General features: G+C 59.9%; 19 protein-coding genes. 7 read left to right on the forward strand and 12 right to left on the reverse strand.

Annotated elements, in window-relative coordinates:
* From livG to JJD66_RS15970, 4 genes are all read right to left on the reverse strand, one after another.
* Positions 1-768 carry a high-affinity branched-chain amino acid ABC transporter ATP-binding protein LivG gene (livG, locus tag JJD66_RS15955; RefSeq protein WP_003193538.1) on the reverse strand — a complete coding sequence of 256 codons (768 nt, stop codon included), beginning with the start codon at positions 766-768 and terminating at the stop codon, positions 1-3.
* Positions 765-2,018: a high-affinity branched-chain amino acid ABC transporter permease LivM gene (locus JJD66_RS15960; protein ID WP_034125955.1), complete on the reverse strand. Its 1,254-nt coding sequence runs from the start codon at positions 2,016-2,018 to the stop codon at positions 765-767. Before JJD66_RS15960 ends, livG begins: the two co-directional genes overlap by 4 nt.
* Positions 2,015-2,938: a high-affinity branched-chain amino acid ABC transporter permease LivH gene (gene livH / locus JJD66_RS15965; RefSeq protein WP_003193535.1), complete on the reverse strand. Its 924-nt coding sequence runs from the start codon at positions 2,936-2,938 to the stop codon at positions 2,015-2,017. Before livH ends, JJD66_RS15960 begins: the two co-directional genes overlap by 4 nt.
* Positions 2,939-3,165: 227 nt before the next feature.
* Positions 3,166-4,293, reverse strand: coding sequence for a branched-chain amino acid ABC transporter substrate-binding protein (locus JJD66_RS15970; RefSeq protein ID WP_200648557.1), 1,128 nt, complete (start codon positions 4,291-4,293; stop codon positions 3,166-3,168).
* Positions 4,294-4,634: 341 nt separating this feature from the next.
* Here JJD66_RS15970 and JJD66_RS15975 point away from each other — a divergent pair, with 341 nt between their 5' ends.
* On the forward strand, positions 4,635-4,937 hold the full coding sequence (locus JJD66_RS15975) for a DUF2288 domain-containing protein (RefSeq protein WP_105226055.1): 303 nt from the start codon (positions 4,635-4,637) through the stop codon (positions 4,935-4,937).
* A gap of 228 nt (positions 4,938-5,165) precedes the next feature.
* Here the strand turns inward: JJD66_RS15975 and JJD66_RS15980 are convergent, their stop codons facing one another.
* Positions 5,166-7,427: a putative bifunctional diguanylate cyclase/phosphodiesterase gene (locus JJD66_RS15980; protein ID WP_198716506.1), complete on the reverse strand. Its 2,262-nt coding sequence runs from the start codon at positions 7,425-7,427 to the stop codon at positions 5,166-5,168.
* Positions 7,428-7,566: 139 nt separating this feature from the next.
* Positions 7,567-7,935, reverse strand: coding sequence for a YkgJ family cysteine cluster protein (locus JJD66_RS15985; protein WP_057975629.1), 369 nt, complete (start codon positions 7,933-7,935; stop codon positions 7,567-7,569).
* 253 nt (positions 7,936-8,188) lie between these two features.
* Between JJD66_RS15985 and JJD66_RS15990 the strand changes: the two genes are divergently transcribed.
* On the forward strand, positions 8,189-9,535 hold the full coding sequence (locus JJD66_RS15990) for a spinster family MFS transporter (RefSeq protein WP_105226057.1): 1,347 nt from the start codon (positions 8,189-8,191) through the stop codon (positions 9,533-9,535).
* A gap of 1,292 nt (positions 9,536-10,827) precedes the next feature.
* Here JJD66_RS15990 and rapA read toward each other — a convergent pair.
* Complete coding sequence (gene rapA, locus JJD66_RS15995; RefSeq protein ID WP_200648558.1) at positions 10,828-13,674, reverse strand: RNA polymerase-associated protein RapA; 2,847 nt, start codon at positions 13,672-13,674, stop codon at positions 10,828-10,830.
* Between the two features lie 219 nt (positions 13,675-13,893).
* Here rapA and JJD66_RS16000 point away from each other — a divergent pair, with 219 nt between their 5' ends.
* Positions 13,894-14,235 carry a hypothetical protein gene (locus JJD66_RS16000; protein ID WP_014717286.1) on the forward strand — a complete coding sequence of 114 codons (342 nt, stop codon included), beginning with the start codon at positions 13,894-13,896 and terminating at the stop codon, positions 14,233-14,235.
* On the opposite strand, the gene JJD66_RS16005 is transcribed toward JJD66_RS16000, so the two are convergent.
* The 3 genes from JJD66_RS16005 to JJD66_RS16015 form a co-directional block, all read right to left on the reverse strand.
* Positions 14,232-15,413 (reverse strand): aminotransferase class V-fold PLP-dependent enzyme, encoded by a 1,182-nt coding sequence (locus tag JJD66_RS16005; protein WP_200648559.1) that lies wholly within the window; start codon positions 15,411-15,413, stop codon positions 14,232-14,234. The genes JJD66_RS16000 and JJD66_RS16005 overlap by 4 nt on opposite strands.
* Positions 15,410-15,880 (reverse strand): RidA family protein, encoded by a 471-nt coding sequence (locus JJD66_RS16010; RefSeq protein ID WP_200648560.1) that lies wholly within the window; start codon positions 15,878-15,880, stop codon positions 15,410-15,412. The genes JJD66_RS16005 and JJD66_RS16010 overlap by 4 nt, the downstream gene beginning before the upstream one ends.
* Before the next feature lie 91 nt (positions 15,881-15,971).
* Positions 15,972-16,844 (reverse strand): LysR substrate-binding domain-containing protein, encoded by an 873-nt coding sequence (locus JJD66_RS16015; protein WP_198714919.1) that lies wholly within the window; start codon positions 16,842-16,844, stop codon positions 15,972-15,974.
* Positions 16,845-16,977: 133 nt separating this feature from the next.
* Between JJD66_RS16015 and JJD66_RS16020 the strand changes: the two genes are divergently transcribed.
* Entirely contained in the window at positions 16,978-17,139 is a 162-nt protein-coding gene (locus JJD66_RS16020) for a hypothetical protein (RefSeq protein WP_005785860.1), read from the forward strand.
* 143 nt (positions 17,140-17,282) lie between these two features.
* Positions 17,283-17,399, forward strand: coding sequence for a cytochrome c oxidase subunit CcoM (gene ccoM, locus JJD66_RS28315; protein ID WP_019817835.1), 117 nt, complete (start codon positions 17,283-17,285; stop codon positions 17,397-17,399).
* 258 nt (positions 17,400-17,657) lie between these two features.
* Here the strand turns inward: ccoM and JJD66_RS16030 are convergent, their stop codons facing one another.
* Both JJD66_RS16030 and JJD66_RS16035 read right to left on the reverse strand, forming a co-directional pair.
* The gene (locus JJD66_RS16030) at positions 17,658-19,133 is read right to left on the reverse strand and encodes an inorganic phosphate transporter (RefSeq protein WP_003189291.1); all 1,476 of its coding nucleotides are present in this window, start codon (positions 19,131-19,133) and stop codon (positions 17,658-17,660) included.
* 315 nt (positions 19,134-19,448) lie between these two features.
* Positions 19,449-19,649, reverse strand: coding sequence for a hypothetical protein (locus JJD66_RS16035; RefSeq protein ID WP_003189295.1), 201 nt, complete (start codon positions 19,647-19,649; stop codon positions 19,449-19,451).
* A gap of 561 nt (positions 19,650-20,210) precedes the next feature.
* On the opposite strand from JJD66_RS16035, the gene pcaR reads away from it, so the two are divergent.
* Entirely contained in the window at positions 20,211-21,053 is an 843-nt protein-coding gene (gene pcaR / locus JJD66_RS16040; RefSeq protein ID WP_003189296.1) for a pca regulon transcriptional regulator PcaR, read from the forward strand.
* Positions 21,054-21,198: 145 nt separating this feature from the next.
* The gene (locus JJD66_RS16045) at positions 21,199-22,539 is read left to right on the forward strand and encodes an MFS transporter (protein WP_198714918.1); all 1,341 of its coding nucleotides are present in this window, start codon (positions 21,199-21,201) and stop codon (positions 22,537-22,539) included.
* Positions 22,540-22,729: the final 190 nt, after the last annotated feature.

The raw sequence follows: 22,729 nt of genomic DNA on the forward strand, positions 1-22,729 counted from the left end.
TTACGCTTCCCCCAAGTAGGCTTTGATCACTTCAGGATTGTCGCGGATCTGCTCCGGCGTCCCGTTGGCCAGCGGCGTACCCTGGTTGATCACCACGATGTGGTCGGAGATGCTCATGACCAGCTTCATGTCGTGTTCGATCAACAGCACCGTGGCGTTGTTTTCCTCACGCAGCACACTGATCAGCGCCTTGAGGTCTTCGGTTTCCTTGGGGTTCAGGCCCGCGGCAGGTTCGTCGAGCATCAGGATGCGCGGGCGGGTCATCATGCAACGGGCGATTTCCAAGCGACGTTGCTGGCCGTAGGCGAGGGTACCGGCCGGGCGGTTGGCGAACTCGGTCAGGTTGACCTTGTCCAGCCAGTACGCTGCGTATTCCATGGCCTCGCGCTCGCTCTTGCGAAACGCCGGGGTCTTGAACAGGCCGGCGAAGAAGTTGGTGTTCAAGTGACGATGCTGGGCGATCAACAGGTTCTCGACCGCCGTCATGTCCTTGAACAACCGCACGTTCTGGAAGGTACGCACCACGCCTTTGCGGGCGATTTCGTGGCCGGCCAGGCCCTGTATGGGTTGGCCGTCCAGCAGGATGCTGCCACCGCTCGGCTTGTAGAAACCGGTGAGGCAGTTGAACACCGTGGTCTTGCCGGCGCCGTTGGGGCCGATCAGCGCTACCACTTGTTTCTCTTTGACGGTCAGGGCCACGCCATTGACCGCCAGCAAACCGCCGAAGCGCATGCTCAGGTTTTCGACTTTCAGGATCTCGCGGCTCATTTGCGCAGCTCCATGTGTGGACGTTGCATGGGCAGCAGGCCTTGAGGGCGCCAGATCATCATCAGCACCATCATGGCGCCGAACATCAACATGCGGTATTCGCTGAACTCACGCATCATTTCCGGCAGCAGGATCATCACGATGGCCGCCAGGATCACGCCCAGTTGCGAGCCCATGCCACCCAGTACCACGATGGCGAGAATGATCGCCGACTCGATAAAGGTGAACGATTCCGGCGTCACCAGGCCTTGGCGAGCGGCGAAGAAGCTGCCGGCAAAACCGGCGAATGCAGCGCCCAGGGTGAATGCGGAAAGCTTGATGATGGTCGGGTTCAGGCCCAGGGCACGGCAGGCGATTTCATCTTCGCGCAGCGCTTCCCACGCACGGCCGATGGGCATGCGCAGCAGGCGGTTGATCACGAACAGTGCCGCCAACGCCAAAAGCAGCGCCACAAGGTAAAGGAACACCACTTTGCTCACCGGGTTGTAGGCAATCCCGAAGTACTCGTGGAAGGTCTGCATGCCTTCGGCCGCGGTGCGGTCGAACGACAGCCCGAAGAACGTCGGCTTGGGAATGCTGCTGATACCGTTGGGGCCACCGGTGATATCGGTGAGGTTACGCAGGAACAGGCGAATGATTTCGCCGAAGCCCAGGGTTACGATGGCCAGGTAGTCACCGCGCAGGCGCAGCACCGGGAAGCCCAGCAGGAAGCCGAACGTGGCCGCCGCCATACCCGCCAACGGCAGGCAGATCCAGAAGCTCCAGCCCAGGTAGTGCGAGAGCAGCGCGTAGGTGTAGGCACCCACGGCGTAGAAGCCCACATAACCCAGGTCGAGCAGGCCTGCCAGGCCCACCACGATGTTCAGGCCCAGGCCCAGCAACACGTAGATCAGGATCAGCGTGGCAATGTCGACCGCGCCGCGCGAGCCGAAAAACGGCCAGATCAGCGCCGCGATGATCAACCCGATGATGATGTAGCGCTGGGTGCGCGGCAGGGTCAGAAATTGGCTGACCTTGGGCGACACCAACGGGCCACGGTTGCCCTTGAACAAGGCGCCGACCTGCTGGGTGAACAGTACACGCAGGAACATCAGCACCGAACACAGCGCGATGACGGTCAGGGTGACGGGCCCGGTGCCATGCACTTCCAGGTTGATGCCGACAATGCTCAGCTTGAGACCGAGTACCGGAAAGGCCACGGCCCATACCAGCAAGGCGCTGAAAAACGCCGATTTAAGATATCTGCTCATACTTTCTCAACCTCCGGACGGCCCAGGATGCCGGTCGGACGGAACAACAACACCAGAACCAACAGGCCGAACGCGACGACGTCCTTGTACTGGTCACCGAAGATATCGGCGCCAAAGGCTTCGGCCACACCCAGCACCAGCCCGCCGAGCATGGCGCCCGGAATGCTGCCGATGCCGCCCAATACCGCTGCGGTAAAGGCCTTGAGGCCCACCAGGAAACCGGCGTTGGGGTTGATCACGCCGTATTGCATGCTCAGCAACACGGCCGCCACGGCCGCCAGCGCAGCACCAATGACGAAGGTCAGGGCGATGATGTTGTTGGTGTTGATGCCCAGCAGGTTGGCCATCTTGATGTCTTCGGCGCAGGCCCGGCAGGCGCGCCCCAGACGGGAGCGGGAGATGAACAGCGTCAGGCCCAGCATGGCCACCAGGGTGACCACGAAAACCAGAATCTGCATGTACGAAATCAGCACTTCTTGTGCGCCACCCGGGCCGAAGGAGATGCTCCCCGGAATCAGGTTGGGAATGGACTTGTCCTTGGAGTCCTGGGACAGCAATACGGTGTTCTGCAGGAAAATCGACATGCCGATGGCAGAAATCAGCGGGATCAAACGGTTGCTGCCCCGCAGGGGACGGTAGGCAACCCGCTCGATGCTGTAGCCATAGGCACTGGTTACGATGATCGACGCCAGGAACGCAGCGGTCATCAATAGCGGCAGGGAGTGGATCCCCATCATGGCCAGCCCGGCAAGGGCGATAAAGGCCACGTAGGAACCAATCATGTACACCTCGCCATGGGCGAAGTTGATCATTCCAATGATGCCGTAAACCATTGTGTAGCCAATGGCTATCAAGGCATAGGTGCTGCCAATGGTCAGGCCATTAACCAGCTGTTGGAAAAAATGATAGATCTCAGGCATTACAGCGCTCCTAAAAACCCGATACGCATTTCACTGGTGGAGTCATTTCCGGCTCGGTGCCCTGTTCTGTGACCAGGTTGCACGAAGCGTTTGCCAGCGAACCGCTGGTGACGGTTTTAAGATTTTCAGGTGAGCCAGCGCCCGGATCGCGGGTGACATGGCCCATAAACCTCGTAAAACAAAGCCCACTGCTTGCACAGTGGGCTTGTTGACCAGTAACGCCTGGCTTACTGAGGGGAAACTTCGGTTTTTGGTTTACCGAAGTGCCATTCGTATACCACGAACTTGAAGTCCTTCAGGTCGCCCTTGGCGTCGAAGCTCAGATCGCCGGTAGGGGTCTTGAAGGTACCGGCGTGGATGGCCTCGGCCACTTTGGCGGTGTCTTCGCTCTTCGCAGCAGCGATACCGCCGGCGATGACTTCAACCGCCGAGTAGGCCGGGAACACGAATGGACCGGTTGGGTCCTGCTTGTTCTTGGCGAACTCTTCGACGATGGCTTTGTTGGCTGGGTCGGTGTCGAAGGACTTCGGCAGGGTCACAAGCAGGCCTTCGGAAGCGCCCTGGGCGATTTGCGAGATAGAGTCGTTCCCCACGCCCTCTGGGCCCATGAACTTGGCGTTCAGGCCTTTTTCTTTGGCTTGGCGCAGGATCAGGCCCAGCTCAGGGTGGTAACCGCCGTAGTAGACGAAGTCGACGTTGGCTTGCTTGAGTTTCTGGATGATCGAGGAGAAGTCTTTGTCGCCGGCGTTCAGGCCTTCGAAGACGGCAACCTTGGTGCCTTTTTCTTCAAGGGTCTTCTTCACGGCGCTGGCGATACCTTCACCGTATTGCTGCTTGTCGTGCAGTACGGCAACGATTTTCGGCTTCACGTGGTTGGCGATGTAGTTGCCGGCCGCTGGGCCTTGCGCGCTGTCCAGGCCGATGGTGCGGAAAATCAGCTTGTAGCCACGGGAAGTGATTTCAGGGCTGGTGGCAGCGGGGGTGATCATGATGACGCCTTCGTCTTCATAGATATCCGATGCTGGCTGAGTGGAGCTGGAGCAGAGGTGGCCAACGACGAACTTGACGCCATCATTGACCACTTTGTTGGCAACGGCCACGGCTTGTTTTGGATCGCAAGCGTCGTCGTATTCCTTGGCCTCAAGCATCTTGCCGTCTACGCCGCCCTTGGCGTTGATGTCTTTGATGGCTTGCTTGGCACCCATGAATTGCATGTCGCCGTATTGCGTCACCGGACCGGTCTTGGGACCGGCGATGCCGATCTTGATGGTGTCGGCTGCGAACGAATGGCCGGCAACCCCAGCCAGGACCATAGCGGCAAACAGTTTGGAAATCTGCTTAGTAGCCTTATTCATAGTGCTCCACTCTTACTGTTGTATTTTTTATAGTTCTAGCGGCCTTGTGAGCTGCAGAACCGGATCAGATATCGCGGATATCCCCCCGGCATTGCCCTGGCAACTGTACCGGTACAGTGTAGAGCGCCGGTTGATCGCTTGAAAAGCTGGCAGCTGGGGGCAAAACCTGGGTATGTCGCTTAAGTGAAAGAAAAAGACAGAATTGCGCCGGGCTGCTAACCGCTTTCAAGGCATTCCTTGGCTTTCCTGGCAGTTTCAATCGCTACTTCATTTGCTACTGGGTTTTTCTGCCTGAGCGACGGGGCTATGATTGCGCCGATTTTTTACTCAGGTGAATTCCCATGACGCAAGAACCAAGCACCCTCTATGCCAAGCTGCTCGGTGAAACCGCCGAAATTTCCTGGAAGGAGCTTGAACCGTTCTTTGCCAAGGGTGCCCTATTGTGGGTCGATGCCGGCCTGGATTTGATCGAGGCCGCCGAAGGAATGGCCGAAGACAACCGTGACAAAGTCGCCGCCTGGCTGGCTGCAGGTGCCCTTGGCGAGGTGTCTGCGACGCGGGCATTGGACCTGGTCGAACGGGATCCAAGCTTATGGGCGGTGGTGGTCTCGCCATGGATCCTGATCCAGGAAAGGGCGGCATAAGAATGTCGCGCACGAAAAAGGTGCGTATTTTTCACGCGCTGAAGTGTGTAGCCGAGTAACCGCTGAACGCGTGATGGCACCTTGCCGTAGAGAAAGGTCACAGCCGAGGGTGACGTAAACGTCACGGGAACAGTTGAGGTCCGAAGGAATGTGTGGCGCAATTGTTTCCAGGTATGACCCGGTGTGAAGAGAAGCCGCGATCACACCATCACTCCCCGTGCCTGGGTCTCAGCGAATCGGCCTGACAATAGACGGCGGACCGATACGCCCTGGCGTCGGGTCTTTTGGCTGTGGAGCGTCGTTGTTCTCCACGCTGAGCGGATATAGCGGATTGCGCATGGCAATCCCCTGCATCACGCCGATGATGTCATTGAAAGGCACCGCCGGGCTGAGCAGGTAGCCTTGGATGTAGTCACAGCCATGCTTGAGCAGCAACTCGAACTGTGCCTGGGTTTCCACGCCTTCGGTGACCACCTGCAAGTGCAGGGTGTGGGCCATGCCGATAACCGCCTGGACAATTTCACTGTCTGCGGTGGATTTGGGAATGTCCTGGATAAACGAGCGGTCGATCTTCAAGGTGTTGAGCGGCAAGCGCTTGAGATAAGCCAGCGACGAATAGCCAGTGCCGAAGTCATCGATGGCCAGTGACACACCCAGGGCGCGAATTTGCCGCAACAGTGCCAGGGTGCTGCTGATGTTGCCCATCAGCGCATTTTCAGTGACTTCCAGTTCAAGTCGGTTGGTGCCTATGCCGGCGAAGCGCAGGGCGTCTTCGATTTCATCGGCCAGTTCGTCACGCGCCAGGTTCAACGCCGAGCAGTTTACCGCCATGATCAACTCGGTGTAGCCCCGGTCAGACAACAGGCTCAGGTCGTGACAGGCCTGGCGCAATACCCAGTGGTCCAGCTCGGCAATCAGCCCGTTGTTCTCGGCAATGCCGATAAAGCGGTCCGGGGCCAGCAGCCCGTGTTGGGGGTGTTGCCAGCGCACCAGGGCTTCAAGGCGCGTGACCTTGCCCAGCTTCATGTCGAAGATCGGCTGATAAAACAGCACCAACTGGTTGTGCGTACGCAAGGCGGCGCGCAGTTCTTCCTCCAGTTGCAGCTCAAGGAAGGCGCGTGTTTTCAGGTTGGAGCTGAAGAAGTGCAAGCTGTTGCGCCCGGCGTCCTTGGATTGGTACAGCGCCAGGTCGGCAGTTTTCAGCAGCTCTTCGCAGGTGTGGCCGTCCTCGGGAAACAGGCTGATGCCGATGCTGGTGGTCATCACCATGCGCCGGCCAGCCAGCTCGATGGGCTCTTTCATCTTCTGCATGATGCGCTGGGCCATCTGCCGAGCTTCGTCGCGGTGATGAATAGTGATCAGGATGCAGAATTCATCGCCGCCAAAGCGTGCCACCACATCTTCATGGCTGCGTATCGAGCCCTTGATATGCCCGGCCAGCACCGTGAGCAACTGGTCGCCCGCATCGTGGCCGAGGCTGTCATTGATGCGCTTGAAGTGATCAATGTCGAGGAAGATCACCGCCAGCATGCCTTGGCTTCGGGTTTTTTCCGCAACCTTTTCCGCGAAGATCTGATTGAAACCACGGCGGTTGAGCAGGCTGGTCAGCGCATCGAAGTGGGCCACTTGTTGCAGTGAAGCGCGGGCCTGATCGAGTTCGCTGAGCAGCGCATTGACCCGGCGCAGGTCCCGTTCTTTGTGTTGCAGCTTTTTATCTGCCAGGGCTGCGCTGACACTACTGCCGATCACCAGCAAGGTAATTACCGCCACCGACAACCCCAGTTGAATCGGACTGCCATCCACCGGCAATGAAAGATCCGCGCCAGCGGGCACCAGCATTTGCATGGCCGCCATGCCGGTGAAATGCATGCTCAGGATCCCGGCCCCCAGCACCAGGCTGGCGGCGTATTTGAGCAGTTGGTGAAACATGCCGGTTCCGTTGCGCAGGTAGCTGGACAGCAACAATGCCGCCAGGCTGGCGCCGATGGCAATCGCCACCGAGGCCAGGAACAGCCGTGTTTCGAAGTACACCTGGGCCTGGGAGCGCATGGCCGACATGCCCACGTAGTGCATCAGCGCGATCCCCAGTCCCATCCACACCGAAGCCACCAGGTACTGATGAAAGCGCAGGTGGGTATGACTGAGGGTCTGCATGGCGAGCAGCGAGGCGATCAGGGCGATCAGCAGCGAGGCGAACGTCATGATCAATTCGTAGTGAATGGCGATGGGGGCCTGGAACGCCAGCATGCTGATGAAATGGGTCGACCAGATTCCGCCTGCCAGACAACCCGCGCCCAGCCAGCGCCAATGGCGGCGGGCGGTGGGGTCTTCGACATGGCCCACACGTTCGGCCATGTCCAGCGTACCGAAGCCCGCTGCGCAGGCGACCAGGTACGCCAGTAGCACCAGAAAGGGGTTATGACTGCAATTGAGTAATAAATGCCCACTGTCTGGAAGGTCGGTAAAAAAGTGCTGCCCCAGCCATTCCATAGCGTATCCCGTCATAGAGCCATGTCACTGCCAGAGGCGATGACCGATGGGGTCGAGTATAGAAGTCTCCGAAGATTTGCCATGGGTAATGGCGTTTTGATCTCAAATTATTTTGACATGCCTTCCATAGCGTTTGGTGCTAAGCGCTGATGGGCAGGTCGAGTTCGAAGTGTGGGGCTTCCAGCGGCGCCAGGCCGAATGCGGCACGGGCGGCATCGCAATCGACATTTTGCACACCCTGGCTCCAGGACGAGTCGAACTCACGGCATACGCTGGAGCGTTGCTCATAAATAGAGCAGCTGGTGGCCTGTCCGACTTCACCTTCAAGGCTGCAGCACCGTGCAGGTTTCTGATCGGTGCCGATCATCGCCACGCGGCTGGGGTTGATCTGCACCACCAGGTCATCGGGCACCGTGCCCCCGGACGAGGCGCACTCACCCCAGAAGAAAGACACGCGAAAGTGTGAACAGCAGGCACCGCAATTCAGACACGGACTGGCTTCGGACATGGGCGTCATCAATAAGAAAAGTAGGAGGAGGGTGCTACGAAAGGCTCGCCATTCTATCCGTGCCATCGCCATTGGGAAGAGGGGCACGCACTTATATTTTCGTGGGCAAAATCCGCTGTTGGCTGGGTGAAATCATGCCCTATCAGCTTTACGAATCATTACAGACAATCACTGCCAGCCTGACTATGTTGCAGTGACCTGAGCAGGATGCATCGGGCATCGCAGCTCTCATAACAATAAAAGAGACGGACCCATGCAGAACTCGACCCAAGCGGCGAATGCCTGGCGCATTCTGTTCCTGCTGTTCCTCGCTAACCTGTTCAACTTTTTTGACCGCACCATTCCCGCGATCATCATTGAGCCCATCCGCATGGAGTGGCACCTGAGCGACTTCCAGCTCGGTATCATCGGCACCGCTTTTACCATCGTCTACGCCATTGCCGGGCTGCCGCTCGGGCGCCTGGCCGACACCGGTTCACGCAGCAAGTTGATGGGCTGGGGCCTGTTCGCCTGGAGTGGGCTGACGGCGGTCAACGGCATGGTCGGCAGTTTCTGGACCTTCCTGCTGGTGCGCATGGGCATTGGCATCGGCGAAGCCAGCTATGCACCCGCGGCCAATTCGCTGATTGGCGACCTCTTTCCCGCCCACCGCCGTGCCCGAGCCATGGGGATTTTCATGCTTGGCCTGCCGTTGGGCCTGTTGCTGGCGTTCTTTACGATCGGTGCGATGGTCAAGGCGTTCGACAGCTGGCGCGCGCCCTTCTTTATTGCGGCGGTGCCGGGTCTGATCCTTGCGGTGTTTATGTTCTACATAAAAGAACCCAAGCGTGGTGCGGCGGAAACCGTGCAAGTCTCCCAAGAGCGCGTCGACCGCCCGATCCGTCGCGTGCTGGCTGTGCCGACCTTTCTGTGGCTGGTGCTGGCCGGGTTGTGCTTTAACTTTGCCACCTATGCGTGCAACTCGTTCCTGGTGCCGATGCTGCAGCGCTATTTCCTCATGCCGTTGCAGGACGCGGCCGTCGCGACGGGTGTCATCGTCGGCCTGACCGGTTTGGTGGGCTTGACGCTGGGGGGCTGGATTGCCGACAAGATTCATCAGCGGGTCGCCAATGGCCGACTGTTGTTCGCCGCCTTCAGCTTGATCATCTCCACGGTCACCACCGCCTGGGCATTGCATGCCGGGCGTGTCGAAATCGGGGTGTTTGTCGCGCTGTTCAGTGTGGGCTGGTTGTTTGCCTACAACTTCTATACCTGCGTGTATACCGCGATCCAGGACGTGGTCGAACCACGCTTGCGCGCAACGGCGATGGCGCTGTTCTTTGCCGGGCTGTATCTGCTCGGCGGTGGCATGGGGCCGGTGGTGGTCGGGGCGTTGTCCGATCACTTTGCCCATTCGGCGATGTATGCGGCTGGGGCGCAGCAGATGACAGAGGCTTACAAAGCGGTAGGCTTGCATGACGCCATGTACCTGATTCCAGTGGCGTTGTTCTTGACCATGCTGTTTCTGTTCCAGGCCTCGCGCAGTTTTGTGCGTGATGCCAAGCGGATGAAGGAAGGGTTGAGTGCGGTTGAGGTGCCGACGGCTGCGGCTACAGCTTGAGACCGAGGTGACCCTTTCGCAGGCAAGCCAGCTCCCACCTTTGACCGAGTTGTTTGAACTCTACTCGGTCAGTGTGGGAGGGGGCTTGCCCCCGATGAGCATAGGTATCTACACAACTTCGGTACGACGCTAAACCTGTGGCGAGGGAGCTTGCTCCCGCGACGGCCTGGCAGCCGACGCTGATCTAACTGACGCACCGCGATCCAACTGTGGGAGCTGGCTTGCCTGCGAAGACGGCTTGACAGTCAACACAGTCGGACCGTGTACATATCCATTCCTGCGGTAACGGCCACTTAAGGTTCCGCCCTGACGGCGGCTCACTTTGCAAAAGCGGCAAAGTAAGCAAAACGCTCTTGCCCCACCACTCGGCACCTCGCCCAGGCTCGGTGTGTCCGTAATCCGCCAGTGATTTGGGGGGTCGCCGCCACGCGCCATCCATGGCGCGGGGCGGCTAAACCGGCATCCCTGCCGGTTTACCCCCCAAATCCCTGTCGAATTCCGGCCAGCGTGGTTTGACGGGGCGCCTAAGATCAAGATCAAAAGCAGATCAAGAGCGGCTCGCTTCGCATCGTGGTTAGCATCGGCAGTGGCTACAAAAGTTGTGTAGATACCCATGCCTATCGGGGGCAAGCCCCCTCCCACATTTGACCGAGTTGTTTGAACTCTACTCGGTCAGCGTGGGAGGGGGCTTGCCCCCGATGAGCATAGGTATCTACACAACTTCGGTACGACGCTAAACCTGTGGCGAGGGAGCTTGCTCCCGCGACGGCCTGGCAGCCGACGCTGATCTAACTGACGCACCGCGATCCAACTGTGGGAGCTGGCTTGCCTGCGAAGACGGCTTGACAGTCAACACAGTCGGACCGTGTACATATCCATTCCTGCGGTAACGGCCACTTAAGGTTCCGCCCTGACGGCGGCTCACTTTGCAAAAGCGGCAAAGTAAGCAAAACGCTCTTGCCCCACCACTCGGCACCTCGCCCAGGCTCGGTGTGCCCGTAATCCGCCAGTGATTTGGGGGGTCGCCGCCACGCGCCATCCATGGCGCGGGGCGGCTAAACCGGCATCCCTGCCGGTTTACCCCCCAAATCCCTGTCGAATTCCGGCCAGCGTGGTTTAACGGGGCGCCTAAGATCAAAAGCAGATCAAGATCAAGAGCGTCTCGCTTCGCATCGTGGTTACCGTCGGCTGCTACAGCCTACAAAGTTGTGTAGATACCTATGCCCCGATGAGGCCCTCAAGACCAATAAAAAGGCCCGCACTAATCGGGCCTCCTAATTGGCTGCGGATTATCAGCCCGCCACCAACACCCGAATCGCTTCCAGTCGCAGTGCCGCTTTATCGAGCATGGCCAGGCCTTGCTCGCGCTGGTTGCGCAAGGCGACCAACTCGCTGTCACGTACGGTCGGGTTGACCGCTTGCAGCGCGGTCAGGCGCGCCAGTTCTTCGTCGGTATCCGCGGCCAGGCGACGCTTGGCTTCGGCCACACGCTCGGCGTGACGCGGGGCGATCTTCTCTTCACCGGCGTTGATGCGCGGTGTGAGTTGGTCGCGCTGCGCCTGCACGAATTTGTTCGCGCTGGCCCGTGGCACGCTTTCCAGCTGGTCATTCAAGGTCACGAACGACACGCGGCCCGACAGGTCATTGCCGTTGGCATCCAGCAGGCAGCGCAAGGCGGCCGGTGGCAGGTAGCGACCCAGTTGCAGGGAGCGCGGGGCGACCACTTCGCTGACATACAGCAGTTCAAGCAATACGGTGCCTGGCTTGAGCGCCTTGTTCTTGATCAGCGCCACAGCGGTGTTGCCCATGGAACCGGACAGCACCAGGTCCATGCCGCCCTGCACCATCGGGTGCTCCCAAGTGATGAACTGCATGTCTTCGCGCGACAGCGCCTGGTTACGGTCGTAGGTGATGGTTACACCCTCGTCGTCGCCCAGGGGGAAGCTGGCGTCGAGCATTTTTTCGCTGGGCTTGAGGATCAGCGCGTTTTCCGAATGGTCTTCGCTGTCGATGCCGAATGCGTCGAACAGGGTTTCCATATAGATCGGCAGGGCGAACTGATCGTCTTGTTCGAGGATGTCCTCGACCAGTGCATCGCCTTCGCCGGCGCCGCCGGAATTGAGTTCGAGCAAGCGGTCGCGACCGGTGTGCAACTCCTGCTCCAGGCGCTCGCGCTCGGCACGGGCTTCGTCGATCAGGGCTTGCCACTCGCCGTCGTCGGCGGCTTCCAGCAAGGGCAGCAGGCGTGGGCCGAACTGATGCTGCAAGGCGTTGCCGGTCGGGCAGGTGTTGAGGAAGGCATTGAGCGCCTCGTGGTACCACTGGAACAGGCGCTCTTGCGGGCTGGTTTCCAGGTACGGCACGTGCAGTTCGATCACGTGTTTCTGGCCGATCCGGTCCAGGCGCCCGATACGCTGTTCCAGCAGGTCGGGGTGGGACGGCAGGTCGAACAGCACCAGGTGATGGGAGAACTGGAAGTTGCGGCCTTCACTGCCGATTTCCGAGCAGATCAGCACCTGGGCACCGAACTCTTCATCGGCAAAATAGGCAGCGGCGCGGTCACGCTCCAGAATATTCATGCCTTCGTGGAACACCGTGGCCGGGATGCCGGAGCGCACACGCAGGGCGTCTTCCAGGTCCATGGCGGTTTCGGCGTGGGCGCAGATCACCAGGACCTTGGTGCGCTTGAGCATTTTCAACTGGTCGATCAGCCACTCGACCCGAGGGTCGAAACGCCACCAGCGGTTCTCTTCCTCGATGTCCGGTTGCGCCTGGAAGCTGACTTCCGGGTACAGCTCGGCGTGTTCGCCCAGGGGCAGTTCGAGGTATTCGTCCGGGTTCGGTAGCGGGTAGGCGTGCAGCTTGCGCTCGGGGAAGCCTTGCACCGCGGCACGGGTGTTGCGAAACAGCACGCGGCCGGTGCCGTGGCGGTCCAGCAGTTCACGCACCAGGCGTGCGCTGGCCTCGGTGTCGCCATCGTTGACGGCGGTGAGCAGGGTTTCACCTTCGTCACCGAGGAAGCCTTGAATGGTCTTGTGCGCGGTCGGCGACAGGCGGCCCTTGTCCAGCAGCTCCTGCACGGCTTCGGCCACCGGGCGATAGTTTTCGCTCTCGGCGCGGAAGGCTTGCAGATCGTGGAAGCGGTTCGGGTCCAGCAGGCGCAGGCGCGCAAAATGGCTGTCCTGGCCCAGTTGTTCCGGGGTGGCGGTCAGCAGCAGCACGCCAGGAATCACTTCGGCCAGTTGTTCGACCAGCGAGTATTCGGCGCTGGCCTTGTCTTCGTGCCACACCAGGTGGTGGGCTTCGTCGACTACCAGCAAGTCCCAGCCGGCGGCGAACAGCGCGTCCTGGGCCTTCTCGTCGTCCACCAGCCATTCGAGCGCAACGAGTGCAAGCTGGGTGTCTTCGAACGGGTTGGTGGCATCGCTTTCGATAAAGCGCTCTTCATCGAACAGCGCAACCTGCAGGTTGAAGCGGCGGCGCATTTCCACCAGCCATTGGTGCTGCAGGTTTTCCGGGACCAGGATCAGTACGCGGTTGGCACGGCCCGAGAGCAGTTGGCGATGGATCACCAGGCCTGCCTCGATGGTCTTGCCCAACCCCACTTCGTCCGCCAGCAACACGCGTGGCGCGATACGGTCAGCGACTTCGCGGGCGATGTGCAGTTGGTGGGCAATCGGTTGGGCGCGTACGCCACCCAGGCCCCACAGCGAGGACTGCAACTGGCGGCTGGTGTGTTCCAGGGTGTGGTAGCGCAGCGAGAACCACGCCAGCGGGTCGATCTGCCCGGCGAACAGGCGATCACTGGCCAGGCGGAACTGGATGAAGTTGGACAGTTGGGTTTCTGGCAGGGTGACCTGCTCGTTCTGCCCATTGAGGCCGTGGTAGACCAGCAGGCCATCGACGTCGTCGACTTCCTGTACGGTCATTTTCCAGCCTTCGAAATGGGTGATGGTGTCACCCGGCGAAAACCTCACGCGAGTGAGGGGCGCATTCCGTAGCGCATACTGGCGAGTGTCGCCAGTGGCCGGATAGAGCACGGTCAACAAGCGGCCGTCCTGTGCCAGAACGGTGCCTAACCCCAGCTCTGCTTCGCTGTCACTAATCCAGCGTTGCCCCGGTTGATACTGCTGCGCCATGCTGCCTGACTCCCGCCGTGAAAAAGCCGACTATGTTAACGGAACACGGCCCGGCGCCCAAGAACTCTGACAAAAACTACGCTGTTTGTACGGGCAGGCGGAAATTGAATCGACGGGTGGCGGGCACTTGAGAGTGTCGACTGAGTCACAGCTTGGCACGCGGGTGCTCAAGTCGCCCTGCCACCCGCCGACAGCCTGTTGATCAGGAGAATAATTATCATGCTGCCACCCATGCTGCCCGTCAGTGTTGTGCCGGTCACGTCGCAACTCGACCCGGCACGCCAGAAACCGGATATTCCGCCGGTGGTGCCCGTTCAACCGGGCTCCAACGAGAGCACGATCGACCTGAAAAAAGGCGATGCCGAGCAATCGACCTTTCTGCTGCGCGAAGAGCAGCGTCGCCAGCAGGAGCAGCAGAAACGCCGGCGTGAAGCCGACGACGACGCGGAGCAGCATTTGCCGATTCCCGGCGACTTGCTCAACGCTGACAACACCGTGCCCGTGGCGCCGCTGATCGAAGACGCGCCGCGCCAGGGCCTGTGGGTGGATATCGAGGTTTAATCGTTCAGTTCGCGCAGCGCCTTCACCAGTAACTCAATCTCGTCATCGGTGTTGAGCGGGCTGACGGAGATGCGCGCAATGCTGTTCAACCCACGTGCTTGCATATCCAGCGGGGTGTAGGCCACGCCATTGGCGCCGATGTTGATGCGCTTGCAGGCCAGGCGTTGCTTGAGTTCAAAGCTGTCCCAGCCGGCCAGGTTGAACGCGATCAAGCCTGAATGCGTTCTGCCTAAGTCATGCAAGGTAATTCCCGGTATCTGACGCAGTGCCTCGCGGATTCGCGCGCTGGTCTTCGAGACCCTTTGCCATACTTGCTCAATCCCCAGTTGATTGATCTCGTGCAACGCATTGCCCAGGCCGGCCAGCAGGGCGAAAGAGACTTCGCTGGTTTCAAAGCGCCGGGCGTCGTTGCGCAGGTCGAAGCCCTCGACGGTCCAGGGCGCTGAAAACACGTCGCGTTGGGCCGGGTTCAGATGTGGCAGAAAATCTGGCCTGATATACAGTAGCGCGGTACCGCGAGGCCCGCGCAGGTGTTTGCGGCCGGCGGACTTGAGCACATCGCACTGCAACGCTTGCACATCCACCGGCACCTGGCCGACGGCTTGGCCCGCGTCGATGAAGTAGGGAATGGTATGCCGCCTGGCCACATCGCCGATGGCCTGGGCCGGGTTGATCAAGCCACCGTTGGCCGGCAGCCAGGTGAGGTCGATCAGCTTCACCTTGGCATCCAGCATCGCCTCCAACGCCACCGGGCAGGCCGCGCCGCTGGCATCACACGGGATGACGTCCACCCGCGCCCCGGCTTGAACGGCCAGTTCCATGCTCGCCAGGTTACCGCCCCATTCGTGGCGCCCCACTAGAATACGATCGCCCGGCTGCCATGGCCCCAGCGCCTGGAAGGCCATGCTCCAGGCCGTCGAGCCACTGCTGGCGAAGGCAATCGATGAGGCGGGCGCATTGAGCAGTTGGCCGGCGGCTCGGCGGGCCTTTTCCACTAAGACGGCACCCTGTTCTCCGGCCTCCATCGGGCCGTCGCGGGCTTCGCGTTGCAGCTGTTCGATGATGGCGTCGAGCGTCGCCTGGCTGGGCAAGGACGCCCCGGCGTGGTTGAAGTGCACGATGCCGGACTGGCAACCGGGCGTGGCTTCTCGCAAGTGCTGGACTTGCAGCGGGGTCATGGCTGCAGCTCGAAAATGGCGTCCACTTCCACGGCGACACCAGCCGGCAGACTGCAAACCCCTACGGCGGTGCGCACGTGTCGACCCTTGTCGCCGAGGGCGTTGACCAGCAGGTTCGAAGCGCCATTGGCGACCAGGCTTTGGCGCTGGAAGTCGGCGCTGCTGGCAATGAACACGCCCAGGCGCAGGGTGCGCACCACCCGCGACAGGTCATCGCCCAGCGCATCGCTCAATTGCCCCAGCAGGCCCAGCGCTGCCAATTCCGCCGCTTGGGCGCCATCTTCATCGCTGAGAGAATCGCCCAGCCGGCCAAGGTAGGCAGGTTTGCCATCGGTCATGGGAATTTGTCCCGAGATGAACAGCTGGTGTTGGCTGATCACATGATTGACGTAGTTGGCAGCGGGTTGGCTGGGCGTGGGCAGTGTCAGGCCGAGGGCGTGTACGCGCTGGCGGATGGAATCGGTCATGGTGAAATCCTCTGGTGTCAGAAGGTTCCAGCATGTTGGCGGTGGCGAGGGGCGACAAACGGATAGATCTCAACCGACGTATCGAAAAACCTCACGCGTCGGCACACGCCTGCTTCAACCACTGGCTGAAGCACTCAGCCGCCTCACTGAGCGGGCGCTGAGGTGCGATCAGCCAATAGCCGATATCGCTGTGATAGGGCGGCCAGTCAAAGGCCTCTACCAGGCTGCCGTCCTGGAGCCTGCGTTCGATCAGGCGATGGCGGCCCATGGCGATCCCCTGGCCGGCCACGGTCGCTTCGACCACGATGTTGTAGTCATGCAGCATCACGCGGGGGTGGTGATCAAGGTTGACCTGGTAATGGGCCGACCAATCGGTCCACTCGAAAGGGCGGTGGGAGGTCGCCATCAACAGCGCGCCACTGGCGATCTGCCTGGCTTTGAATCCAGGGCTGCATACCGGTGACAGGGTTTCGGCCATCAGGCGTGTGGCGCGCACCTCGGGCCAGTCGCCCTTGCCGTAGCGGATGGCCAGGTCAACCTCGGCCGTGGCGACGTTGGCCAGTTGAATGGCGGGCAGCAACTCCACCTGGATATGCGGGTAGCACCGTAGAAACTCGGCCAGGCGCGGCGCCAGCCATAACGTGGCAAAGGATGCCAGCAAGCCGATACGCAACACACTGGCGCTGGGCGCACCCCGTTGGTTGCGCGTCGCAGCGGCGATGGCGTCCAGGGCAGGGCGGATTTGCGCGTAGTAATCTTGCCCGGCCAACGTCAGGTCAATCGCACGAGTGCGCCGGATAAACAACGGTTTGCCCAGGTGGTGTTCGAGCTTATGTACCTGGTGGCTCAGCGCGCTTTGGGTCACCGACAACTCGTTGGCCGCCTTGATAAAACTCAAGTGCCGCGCCACGGCCTCGAAGGCGCGCAGGGCCAGCAGCGGTGGAAGGTCGTTGTGCAAGGCCACCTGGATGCGCCTCCTGGGCAGGGTAGAAAGTGCCGATTTTGGTCGATGGCCTGCATTTTGTCGCCCGCTTAATTGCCGTCGGGCGGGGCAGGCCGCATTATTGAGGCATTCCCGCCACGACGTAAGCCAAGCCATGAGTGATGACGACAAGCTGATCGACCTGAACGCCGAACGTGCCAAGCGCGTGCACGACCTCAATGACAAACGCTTGAATGAAGTGCGCCAAGCCTTTGAACAAGCCATGCCCTTGGGCAAGCCCAAGAAAAAGTCCAAGAACAAGCCGAAAAAGCGTTGAAACGCCCTGCATCCATTGATGCAGGTCAGTTATTCCCCTTCTTTACGCCCCGTTGTGGGCGACATTGATCCTGGTCAATTTCCCACTGCGCCTTCTCCATTAACTTAGCCCTATCGCAACAGGGCAAGTGCAGGAGGCCGGTCATGTTTTTCGATAATGTGGTTTTCGCCGGAGTGCTGACTGTTAGCCTCATGGTGCTGTTTTTTGTAGGGTTTGGATTTTTTATCTGGAAAGACGCGAACAAGCGTAAAAAACCTTAAGTCTTTCCGGGTTACATGAGCACGCAAGGCATTTTGGGCGACTTCGGTCGCCCTTTTTTTTTGGCAAAGCGCACCGCAGTCCACTTGTGGGAGCTGGCTTGCCTGCGATAGCGCAGTAAAAGTTGATAAATATATGAGCTGACCCACCGCGATCGCAGGCAAGCCAGCTCCCACATCTTTACCTTCTGCCATCAATTAACTTGAATAAAAAAAGGTGCGACCTTCGCGGATCGCACCTTTTTTATTGCCGGCTGGCTATCAGTTGCCCAAAGCCTTGGACGCCAACCAGAACAAACCGGCCGAGAGGCCTACGGTCGCTGGCAAGGTCAATACCCAGGCCATCAGGATGGTCTTGACGGTGCCACCTTGCAGGCCGCTTTTGTTGGCAACCATGGTGCCCGCCACGCCAGAAGACAGGACGTGGGTGGTGGACACTGGCAGGGCGAAGATATTGGCAAAGCCGATCATGGTGGCCGTGGTGATTTGCGCTGACATGCCCTGGGCATAGGTCATGCCTTGCTTGCCGATCTTCTCACCGATGGTCAGTACCACGCGCTTCCAGCCCACCATGGTGCCCAGGCCCAGGGCCAGTGCGACCGCGAGAATCACCCAGAACGGGGCGTACTCGGTGGTGGCGGTCAGGTCTTTGCGCAGCTTGTCGAGGTCTGACTTCTCACGGGAGTCCAGGCCTGGCAGCTTGCCGACCTTTTTCGCGGTGTCATCCAGGCAAAGCAGGTAGCGACGCACTTCGATGCGGTGGTCGGCCGTCAGCGAGTGGTAGTCCGAGACGCCCTTGAGGGTGCCCAGCAGCGCGTTGATCGTCGGTTCGGTCTGCTGCGGGTTGCAGCGGAACTTGCCCGGCAGGTCATCCTTCACGCTTTTGCCCAGGGCCAGGAACTCACCGAGGGTCTCGTGGTTGCGCTGGTAGAACTGGTTCAAGTGCAGGGTGGCGTCGCGGGTACGTTCGATCTGGTAAGTGGTGCTGCCCAGGTCCAATACGAACTGCGCCGGCACGATACCAATCAGTACCAGCATGATCAGGCCGATGCCTTTCTGGCCATCGTTGGAGCCGTGCACGAAGCTTACAGCCATGGCCGAAATCACCAGGACCAGGCGGTTCCAGAACGGCGGGTGCTTCTTGTCGTCGAGCTTGCGGCGCTGGTCGGGGGTCTTGTGCATCTTAGACAGCGGGCGCCACCACTTCAGGCCGATCAGCACCAGGGCGGCGACCAGGAAGCCCGCCATCGGCGAGAACACCAGGGAGGCGCCGATATCCACGGCCTTCTGCCAGTTCACACCGTCAGCCAGGGGGATGTCGTTGATCAATGCATTGGCCAGGCCGACACCGAGGATCGAGCCGATCAGGGTGTGGGAGCTGGAGGCGGGGATACCGAAGTACCAAGTGCCCAGGTTCCAGGTGATCGCCGCCGCCAACAACGAGAAGACCATTGCCAAGCCATGGCCGGTATTCACATTGATCAGCAACTCCACCGGCAGCAAGTGCACGATGGCGTAGGCGACACCGACACCACCGAGCAATACCCCGAGGAAATTGAACACCCCGGAGAAGAACACGGCCAGGTGTGGCGGCATGGCTTTGGTATAGATGACTGTGGCCACCGCGTTAGCGGTGTCATGAAAGCCATTGATGAACTCGAAGGCGAGGACAAAGGCCAGGGCGAGCAACAGGCTCACGAGAACCCAAGCATCCAGTCCGCTGAATAAATCGATCATGAAGGTTTTCTGACCCGGTCGTAAGGGGGCGCGATTATGCCAGAAAACATCAGTAATCGATGCATTAGCTGCTCATCGGTAACAATCTTCCTGGAAAAAAAACCGGTAAGACACACGTATCCCAGGGTTTTCGGGGCTTTGGCAAGTCTTTGATTTATAAAGCGCAGGCCGCAGAAGGCGGACTTTTGTCATGAAAATGCCATGCTTGAAACATTTGTATGAAATTTCGTGGGTGGCTGTAGGTTACTGACCAGCGGCCGCTGAACCAGTGCTTGACCGGCAGCGACTGCAAGGCGCTGAACTCGACCGAAGTGCTCAGGGCTCCTCGGTCTTGAGTTCCTGCTCGATTTTTTGGATTTCCTGGGCAAATGCCTGATCCAGCAGGCTGGCTCGTTTGCGCCATGGTTTGCGTTCCGGCTCAGGTTGCGCGGCGTAGGTGGTGACTTCCCCGCCGTAGACGTCCTTGTAACGTTGCTCCTGGCGCTCAAGTTCCGCGCGCAGTTCATCTTTCGTCACAGTATTACCTAATTGAGTTGAGTTATTGATTGCGCAGTGTCATGCCTGAAAGTCGTGCTCGGGGCGATTCCAAATAGAACAGTCGAACCGTTCAAGTTGGTATACGGGCCTGAGGGCCGTTCTTTTAAGCGAGTACTTGTGACCGGCGTTGCCTGCAGCCTGCAATACCTGGTGAGCTCCCCTCCCGATAGTGATACCGGGCTGACCTCTGCACAGGTTGCATTATAGCGGCGCATTTGAATAACACTATCATCATGAAGTTAAAAAGCGTCAACGGCGTGCTTGGGTTTTGTTACATATCGCCGACGTATTTGTGAACAGCGTCATCTTCATATCTGTATTCATACTGATAGAAGGGTAAATGCCTACACTTTTCGGCGACATCAGCTAAATCTCGAACGTTATCTGCGGGATCTGCACCCATGCCGGCCAAATTGCGATAATCGCATGGTTGTCCGATAATCGCCCAATGTTACCGGCGTTGACTTGTGCAGGGCGGCCGGCACGGCTTGTAATAGCCGCCAACCCTCCCGTGGTGATAACAAGAGAAGGCCCGTTGAAATGAACGATCAATTGCGCAACTCCTTTGCATCAGTGGCGCCGCCGATCGTGGCTTCACCGGCCAAGCGCATCCAGGCATTCACCGGTGATCCGGATTTCATGACGTCCCTGGCCCGTGGCCTGGCCGTGGTGCAGGCGTTCCAGGAGCGCAAACGTCACCTGACCATCGCCCAGATCAGCCACCGCACCGAAATTCCCCGCGCCGCCGTGCGCCGTTGCCTGCACACCTTGATCAAGCTCGGCTACGCCACCACGGATGGGCGCACCTACTCGCTGTTGCCCAAGGTGCTGACCCTCGGTCACGCCTATCTGTCGTCCACACCGCTGGCCGTTTCGGCACAGCCTTACCTGGACCGCATGAGCGAGCAGCTCCATGAAGCCTGCAACATGGCTACCCTGGAAGGCGATGACATCCTCTATATCGCCCGTTCCGCCACCACCCAGCGCCTGATCTCGGTTGACCTGTCGGTGGGCGGGCGCCTGCCTGCGTATTGCACGTCCATGGGCCGCATTCTGCTGGCCGCCCTCGACGATGCCTCGCTGCAGGATTATCTCGACCATGCCGACCTGCAAACCAAGACCAGCCGCACCCTGACAACACCGCAAGCGTTATTCGAATGCCTGCAACAGGTGCGTCAGCAGGGCTGGTGCATTGTCGACCAGGAACTGGAGCAGGGCCTGCGCTCCATCGCGGTGCCGGTGTATGACGCGTCCGGCCAGGTATTGGCCGCGCTGAATGTCAGCACCCACGCCGGTCGGGTCAGCCGCAGCGAGTTGGAGCAGCGCTTTTTGCCGAGCATGCTCAGCGCCAGCCGTGAGCTGAGTGCGCAGCTGTTTGCCTAAGCTGTTCGGTGACCGCACAGATCCCGGCGGGCTCGATTGACGGTGTTTCCCTTGGCTTATTAATGTGCGGCAGCGCTCTGAGGAGCTGCCCAATAAGAATGACGGCCCCAGGTCGTCAGCCCGCCATCGGTGTGGAATAAAAATAATGAATCAGCCTTCTGTCGGTACCACCCTGGACGTACAGTCCTTTATCAACACCCAGCCACTTTCGCGCTATCAGTGGCGCGTGGTGATCCTGTGTTTCCTGATTGTCTTTCTCGACGGCCTCGATACAGCCGCCATGGGCTTTATCGCGCCGGCACTGTCCCAGGACTGGGGCATCGACCGCGCCAGCCTCGGCCCGGTGATGAGCGCCGCGTTGATCGGCATGGTGTTTGGCGCACTCGGTTCCGGCCCTCTGGCCGACCGCTTTGGCCGCAAAGTCGTGCTGGTCGGCGCGGTGTTGGTGTTTGGTGCGTTCAGCCTGGCGTCGGCCTACAGCACCAATGTCGACCAGTTGCTGGTGCTGCGCTTTCTCACCGGCCTGGGCCTGGGCGCCGGCATGCCGAATGCCACCACCTTGTTGTCTGAATACACACCCGAGCGGCATAAATCCTTGTTGGTGACCAGCATGTTCTGTGGCTTCAACCTCGGCATGGCCGGTGGTGGGTTTATTTCGGCCAAGCTGATTCCCGCGTTCGGCTGGCACAGCCTGTTGCTGATAGGCGGCATCTTGCCGTTGATCCTGGCGGTGGTGCTGTTGGTGTGGCTGCCGGAGTCTGCCCGCTACCTGGTGGTACGCAATCGCGGCACCGACAAGGTACGCAAGACCCTTGCCCCCATCGAGCCAGACATCGTTGCCCAGGCCACTCACTTCAGCGTACCGGAGCAAAAAACCGTCAAGGCCCGCAATGTGTTCGCAGTGATTTTCTCGGGCACCTACAGCGCTGGCACCTTGCTGTTGTGGCTCACGTACTTCATGGGCCTGGTGATTGTTTACCTGCTGACCAGTTGGCTCCCCACTTTGATGCGTGACAGCGGCGCGAGCATGGAGCAGGCCGCGTTTATCGGCGCGCTGTTCCAGTTTGGTGGCGTCCTGAGCGCGGTGGGCGTGGGCTGGGCGATGGACCGGTTCAACCCGCACAAAGTGATCGGCACTTTCTATTTGCTGGCCGGGGTGTTTGCCTACGCGGTGGGGCAGAGCCTGGGCAACATCACGCTGTTGGCCACCCTGGTGCTGGTCGCCGGGATGTGCGTCAACGGTGCGCAATCGGCAATGCCGTCGCTGGCGGCGCGTTTCTACCCCACCCAAGGCCGTGCCACCGGGGTGTCGTGGATGCTCGGCATTGGCCGCTTCGGCGCGATCCTGGGGGCGTGGATGGGCGCTACTTTGCTGGGCCTGGGCTGGAACTTCGAGCAGGTGCTCACCGCATTGGTGATACCGGCGGCCTTGGCCACGGCAGCGGTGGTGATCAAGGGCATGGTCAGCCATGCCGATGCGACCTGAAACTGATCACTACCCCTGTGGGAGCTGGCTTGCCTGCGATAGCGGTGCTGAATCCACTCGCGCCATCGCAGCATAGGTATCTACATAACTCTGTTAGCTCAACGGTAACCACGATGCGAAGCGAGCCGCTCTTGATCTGCTTTTGATCTTAGGCGCCCCGTTAAACCACGCTGGCCGGAATTCGACAGGG

This window comes from Pseudomonas sp. MF6751 (assembly GCF_016613265.1).
GTDB lineage: Bacteria > Pseudomonadota > Gammaproteobacteria > Pseudomonadales > Pseudomonadaceae > Aquipseudomonas > Aquipseudomonas fluorescens_BV.

Coding starts and splice junctions, on each gene's coding strand:
- livG (WP_003193538.1), bottom strand. CDS start 768: ATGAGCCGCGAGATCCTGAAAGTCGAAAACCTGAGCATGCGCTTCGGC.
- JJD66_RS15960 (WP_034125955.1), bottom strand. CDS start 2,018: ATGAGCAGATATCTTAAATCGGCGTTTTTCAGCGCCTTGCTGGTATGG.
- livH (WP_003193535.1), bottom strand. CDS start 2,938: ATGCCTGAGATCTATCATTTTTTCCAACAGCTGGTTAATGGCCTGACC.
- JJD66_RS15970 (WP_200648557.1), bottom strand. CDS start 4,293: ATGAATAAGGCTACTAAGCAGATTTCCAAACTGTTTGCCGCTATGGTC.
- JJD66_RS15975 (WP_105226055.1), top strand. CDS start 4,635: ATGACGCAAGAACCAAGCACCCTCTATGCCAAGCTGCTCGGTGAAACC.
- JJD66_RS15980 (WP_198716506.1), bottom strand. CDS start 7,427: ATGGAATGGCTGGGGCAGCACTTTTTTACCGACCTTCCAGACAGTGGG.
- JJD66_RS15985 (WP_057975629.1), bottom strand. CDS start 7,935: ATGTCCGAAGCCAGTCCGTGTCTGAATTGCGGTGCCTGCTGTTCACAC.
- JJD66_RS15990 (WP_105226057.1), top strand. CDS start 8,189: ATGCAGAACTCGACCCAAGCGGCGAATGCCTGGCGCATTCTGTTCCTG.
- rapA (WP_200648558.1), bottom strand. CDS start 13,674: ATGGCGCAGCAGTATCAACCGGGGCAACGCTGGATTAGTGACAGCGAA.
- JJD66_RS16000 (WP_014717286.1), top strand. CDS start 13,894: ATGCTGCCACCCATGCTGCCCGTCAGTGTTGTGCCGGTCACGTCGCAA.
- JJD66_RS16005 (WP_200648559.1), bottom strand. CDS start 15,413: ATGACCCCGCTGCAAGTCCAGCACTTGCGAGAAGCCACGCCCGGTTGC.
- JJD66_RS16010 (WP_200648560.1), bottom strand. CDS start 15,880: ATGACCGATTCCATCCGCCAGCGCGTACACGCCCTCGGCCTGACACTG.
- JJD66_RS16020 (WP_005785860.1), top strand. CDS start 16,978: ATGAGTGATGACGACAAGCTGATCGACCTGAACGCCGAACGTGCCAAG.
- ccoM (WP_019817835.1), top strand. CDS start 17,283: ATGTTTTTCGATAATGTGGTTTTCGCCGGAGTGCTGACTGTTAGCCTC.
- JJD66_RS16030 (WP_003189291.1), bottom strand. CDS start 19,133: ATGATCGATTTATTCAGCGGACTGGATGCTTGGGTTCTCGTGAGCCTG.
- pcaR (WP_003189296.1), top strand. CDS start 20,211: ATGAACGATCAATTGCGCAACTCCTTTGCATCAGTGGCGCCGCCGATC.
- JJD66_RS16045 (WP_198714918.1), top strand. CDS start 21,199: ATGAATCAGCCTTCTGTCGGTACCACCCTGGACGTACAGTCCTTTATC.